This window comes from Roseovarius halophilus (ex Wu et al. 2025), from assembly GCF_047086965.1.
The window spans coordinates 1-4,893 of sequence record NZ_JBKOTX010000298.1; the positions used below are offsets into that span (position 1 = coordinate 1).

Here is a 4,893-nt window from a genome sequence, read left to right on the forward strand (position 1 = left end):
CACGGTGTGCACGGGGCAGCCAAGCCGCAGGCTGTCGCCCAGCTGTGCCGCCAGCGCCCCCGTCACCCGCGCCAGCCCGCCGGCCACGCGCAATGCACCGCCCATGGTCGCGACGTCGAGGTCCCGGCGAACCGCCCCCGCCGCGTCCTCGAACACCATCTGACCGGTTGAATGTTGGGGAAAATGGTGCAGGCCCAGCCGGTCAAGCAGCGCCAGCATCCGACGGTTCTGCGGCCAGATCCAGGATGGGCCAAGGTCATGGCCCGCCGGCGACAGAACCCGCCCGCCGGGCCGGTCGCGGGCCTCCAGCAGGGTCACGTCGCGCCCCTCGGCGCACAGTGCCGCGGCCAGCGCCAGGCCCGACAGCCCCGCGCCGATGATGCAGACCTCGGTATCGGGGATCACGCAGGTGCCCCGGCCAGGTCGCGCAGGTGGCCGGTCTTGACCCAGACGCGCGCGCCCTCCGGGCCGGCGGTGGCGGAAAATTCCGACCCAACCGGCAGTCGCAGCCAATCCCACGGGCCAAGGCTGTCGCCGCTTTCGGTGAGCGCCCCCGCGATCACGAAAAGCTCCAGCCCGCCCGACGCATCAAGGCGCCGCGTCGTGCCCGGCGCCCACTCCTCCATCACCACGCGCTCGCGCGCATCCTCGTGCAGCAGCAGCGCCTCGGCCCCCGGGGCGGCCGCGGACCAGTCGGCCCTGCCGGTGTCGATCTGGACCTGCGTGCGATCGTCCCGGTCGAACTGGTGCAGCTTGACAAGGATCGTCGCGCCGTCCCGCGCGGCCGGCGTATGCGACGATGTTGGCGGGTTGCGCACGTAGGAGCCGGCCGGGAAATCCCCGTCCTCGTCCTGGAAGGTACCGTCGAGAACGAGATATTCCTCGCCCCCGTCATGGGTATGGGCAGAAAACGCGCTGCCGGGGTCGAAGCGCACGATGGTCGTGGCGCGGGCGACCTCCTCGCCGATCCGGTCCAGCATCCGCCGATGGACACCTTGCATGGGCGAGGCGACCCACTCGCCCTCGTCGAAGCGCACAACCGCGCGTCGCTTGAAATCCGCGTTCAGATGCATGTTGACGCCCCTCGTGAATATCCGTTCCTGCCTGGAACATGTGGCGACGCGGCCCCGCTTCAACCGTTTTCCCCGCATCGGACCACCACGCCGACCGCACCGCGCGTGGTGTGACCGGCCCGGGGAATAGCACCGCGTTCCGCACGTTGCCAGTCCGGCAGAAACCCGACGGATGGCCGAATTTTGCAGTAAATTTCTGGCGGAGGGGACGGGATTGGCGTCGAACGTTCTCTGGCTCGAAGGCAGGTTCGGCAGCGTGCTCAGGTGCATGATAAGATATTCATATAGAATAAAAAAACGCTTCCTCATTATGAGGGGAAGTCTCCGAGCAATCGTCACGCAGCAGGCAGCCGAGGACTAGTTGTCGAAGGGCATCTCTATGGTCTCGCTGTTTGCCGGCGAGGTTTTGAGTGGCCACGATCAGCGTTTCGTCCGCCCCCCTGGCCGCGATGGAGTACCGCCGGCGGATCGGGTCTGGCGGCAAGTCGCCATGATGGGGGTACAGCAGCACGACGTTCGGGCAGTCGTAGAGCCTGCCGTAAGCCATCAGCTGGTAGACGTCCGCTTGGCTGACGCCTTGCTTCGGATCGTCGATCCTCGGCGTCATGCGCTTCCACTTGGTGTCGATGATCAGCGCAATCCTCTCGCCCTGCCGAACGATGAGCTCCGGCCTTGTGCGGAAGCGCCCGGTCTCACCTTCGTAGAGACAATCCCGATGGCCGCCTTGCGACGACACACGAAAGCCCGTGCCGGCCAGCGCACGCGACAGGATCCGTTCGATATATGCTTCGAACAAGACGTTCATCTCGAAGAGCAGCGCGTGACCGTCGATGCTCCCCGAGCTCGTCTGCTGGTGCCGGTCCGATAGAAAAAGGCGCGCGAAAGACAGAAGATCCCGCCAACGACGATTGGTCCGGTCCAGGACGATCCGGTCCCAGCGGAGGGCGTTCGGAGGAACGTCGGCTACGTCGGCGTACACGAAGCTCAGCTCGCGCAGCGCGCGCTGGTTGTCCGGTGCGCCAGATAGGCGCGACAGCTTGCTGACCGCCGCCCGCATGACTTGGTTCAGCGCTATGTCCGGCGACAGAGCATCGAAACGGCATGCCAGCTCTTGTGGCGAGACCGCGAGCGTGGAAAACTGCCGTGTCACGTCCAGGCGTCCCCGAAGCGCAGGCAAGTCGTCTTCGTGTTCTAGGTAGTGGCGCGGCATCCCCTGCCGGACCGCGTCGGTCAGCTTCGCACAGAACAGACGGATCAGAAGTTCGAGCACGGTCTCGCGCTGCCAGCCGAGCCGCGTCATCGCGCCGGCTTCGATTGGCAGTTCGTAGGTCACCGCAAGCATGTGGATGAGGCGCTGCCGGTGACCTGCCACTGAAGTTTCATCCAGCCGGAACCGGAGCCCTTTGGGGTGATACGCCGATTGGCGCAGGTGGAGCAACCGACATCCGCGCGGAGCTTTCAGATGGCGCAGCGCGGGTGTCGGTTGCGGTGGTGAGGTATTCGGCAAATGCTTTTGGTGTCTGATAGCCAAGCGCCGAATGCGGGCGTGTTTCGTTGAAGTCGGTGGCCCAGGCCCGGATCACAGCACGGGCGTGCGCCATGTTGCGGAACATGGTTTCGTTCAAAAGCTCGTCGCGCATGCGCCCGTTGAAGCTTTCCACGAAGCCGTTCTGCATGGGCTTGCCCGGCGCGATGTAATGCCATTCAAGCTTGCGCTCCGTGGCAAAGGTTAAGATCGCGTTACTGGTCAGTTCGGTGCCGTTATCGCTGACAATCATGCCAGGCTTTCCGCGCCGTTCGATCAGGGCCGTCAGTTCCCGCACGACACGCCGCCCCGAGATCGATGTGTCCGGGATCGCCGCGAGGCATTCCCGGGTGACATCATCAACCACGTTCAGAATGCGGAACCGCCGGCCACAGGCGAGCTGGTCATGGACGAACCGAAGGTCCGCGAAGCGAAATCCAACGACCACCGGGCGTTTGGCCGCGCCTCGACCAGGATCGGGGCACGGGTTCCCACCGCCTTGCGCCGGGCGCGCCGTTTGCGCACCGCCAGCCCTTCTTCGCGGTAGAGACGATGAATCCGGTTGATCCCTGACAGTTCACCATCTCGGCGCAGCAGCACGAACAGACGCCGGTATCCGAACCGGCGGCGTTCGTTTGCCAGATCCCGCAGCCGCTGGCGCAGTTCCGTCTCGGGCGGCCTTCTGGACTGGTAGCGGATCATCTTGCGATCCGCCCCGACAAGGCGGCAGGCCCGCCGCTCCGACAGGCCCAACCTGGCCTGCAGATGCGCAACCGCGTCGCGCTTCACGGCGGGCCTTACCATTTTTTTGCCAGAAGTTCCTTCATCGCCGCAGCATCCAGCATCTGCTCGGCCAGAAGCTTCTTCAGCTTTGCGTTCTCGTCTTCGAGCGCCTTGAGCCGTTTGGCATCGGAAACCGTCATCCCGCCAAACTTCGCCTTCCACGCATAAAAGGTGCCTTCCGACATGCCGTGCTTGCGGCACAGGTCAGCGCACTTCGCGCCGTTCAGCATGGCCCTCGAACCGGTGGCGGGCTCATGCCTCACCATGCTCGGTCAAAATGCCGATGATCTGCTCTTCTGTATATCTCGTTCGCTTCATTGTCCGTCCCTTCGTTTGGGTCGGATTCTAATTCCAAATGGAGGAAAAATCCCGTGGCAGGTCAGGCGAAGCAAAGGCGCAGGGAAGCGGATAAGATCGGTTCAGAAGACGTCTGGCAGAATGATACGAGATGCCGAGTGCTTCTCCGACCTGACTCGTACTGAGCATGTCAGGCCTCATATATTGTTGGTGAGAGAAAGCGCCGCCGGCGTTTTGGACAGCATACCCGATGCTGGCCTGTGCGCACACGATACCACGGGAACGATGTCCGACCAAATCTGAGCGGTCAAACGGTTCATCCCATTTGCGATGTAATTTGCGTGATACGGCTTGTCTTGCCTTGGGACGCAAAAGGCCTGCCGTTAGGACGGCAGGCCTTCTCGCAGACGATGCCTAAGAAGCTCAGGTGACGAGCGCCGCTACATTCGGGGATCGAGGGGCAGCCATGCTGCTACAGTAGCTGCGCGGTGCGTAGCAGAATTGTAGCATTAGCAGACCTTCCGAAGAGCCGACACTCGGAGAATTCACTTTTTCCATTTTATTTCAACATGGTGCGGGTGGAGGGACTTGAACCCCCACGCCTTGCGGCGCCAGAACCTAAATCTGGTGCGTCTACCAATTCCGCCACACCCGCATCGGGGGCTCCTTAGCAAAGCCTCGCGGGCGTGGCGAGTGGAAAATCGCCGCGGAAAAATGCGCGACATTCACCGGATATTGGGCTAAGCTGGCCAAAAAAGACCGAGGCAGCAACAAACAGGACCCGCGCATGAAACCCTTAGCGCACGGGCAGGAACAGGGCGCAAGCACCCTGTCACGCCCCGATGATGCCGCCGGCCTCCCGGCCGAGGCGACCATCCTCACCTTGAACGGCGTACTCACCGTCGGCGATCTCGCCCCCGGCGCGCGCATCATCACCCGCGATGGCGGCATGGCCGTGCTGCGCGCGGTTTCGCGGCGTAAGGTCATGACGCGACGGGTGCGCATCCGCGCGGGCTCGCTCGGGCACACGGGCACCGAGGCCGACGCAACCCTGCCGGCCGGACAGCCCGTTTTGCTGCGCGACTGGCGTGCGCGGGCATTTTGCGGCGGCGCGCAGGCCGTCGTAACGGAATATGTCCGTCACCGACAGTTGCGGCAGTTCAAGGGCCGCCTTCAGTTCGCGATGCGCCTGCACCGCCAGCAATGAATGGCCTC

General features: G+C 63.8%; 4 protein-coding genes, 1 tRNA gene and 1 pseudogene. 1 reads left to right on the forward strand and 5 read right to left on the reverse strand.

Translation table 11 applies throughout. The features are described 5' to 3' along the window. The 5 genes and pseudogenes from ACH107_RS29940 to ACH107_RS29960 all read right to left on the reverse strand — a co-directional run. On the reverse strand, nucleotides 1–405 hold a 405-nt coding region (locus tag ACH107_RS29940; protein ID WP_412509353.1), incomplete at its 3' end, for an FAD-dependent oxidoreductase. Next, on the reverse strand, nucleotides 402–1,073 hold the full coding sequence (locus tag ACH107_RS29945) for a cupin domain-containing protein (protein ID WP_412509354.1): 672 nt from the start codon (nucleotides 1,071–1,073) through the stop codon (nucleotides 402–404). The genes ACH107_RS29945 and ACH107_RS29940, both read right to left, overlap by 4 nt. A 280-nt stretch (nucleotides 1,074–1,353) precedes the next feature. Next, a complete protein-coding gene (locus tag ACH107_RS29950) occupies nucleotides 1,354–2,511 on the reverse strand; it encodes an McrC family protein (RefSeq protein WP_412509355.1) in 1,158 nt (385 codons plus the stop codon). After that, nucleotides 2,453–3,699, reverse strand: a pseudogene (locus ACH107_RS29955) (IS3 family transposase). The gene ACH107_RS29950 and the pseudogene ACH107_RS29955 overlap by 59 nt, the downstream one beginning before the upstream one ends. A 549-nt stretch (nucleotides 3,700–4,248) precedes the next feature. Beyond that, nucleotides 4,249–4,333 (reverse strand) — tRNA-Leu (locus ACH107_RS29960). Between the two features lie 132 nt (nucleotides 4,334–4,465). On the opposite strand from ACH107_RS29960, the gene ACH107_RS29965 reads away from it, so the two are divergent. Beyond that, entirely contained in the window at nucleotides 4,466–4,885 is a 420-nt protein-coding gene (locus ACH107_RS29965) for a Hint domain-containing protein (protein ID WP_412509356.1), read from the forward strand. Nucleotides 4,886–4,893 lie beyond the last annotated feature (8 nt).

What these genes read in the sequence shown, in the direction of transcription:
- ACH107_RS29945 (WP_412509354.1), bottom strand. Translation starts at nt 1,073, where the DNA reads ATGCATCTGAACGCGGATTTCAAGCGACGCGCGGTTGTGCGCTTCGAC.
- ACH107_RS29965 (WP_412509356.1), top strand. Translation starts at nt 4,466, where the DNA reads ATGAAACCCTTAGCGCACGGGCAGGAACAGGGCGCAAGCACCCTGTCA.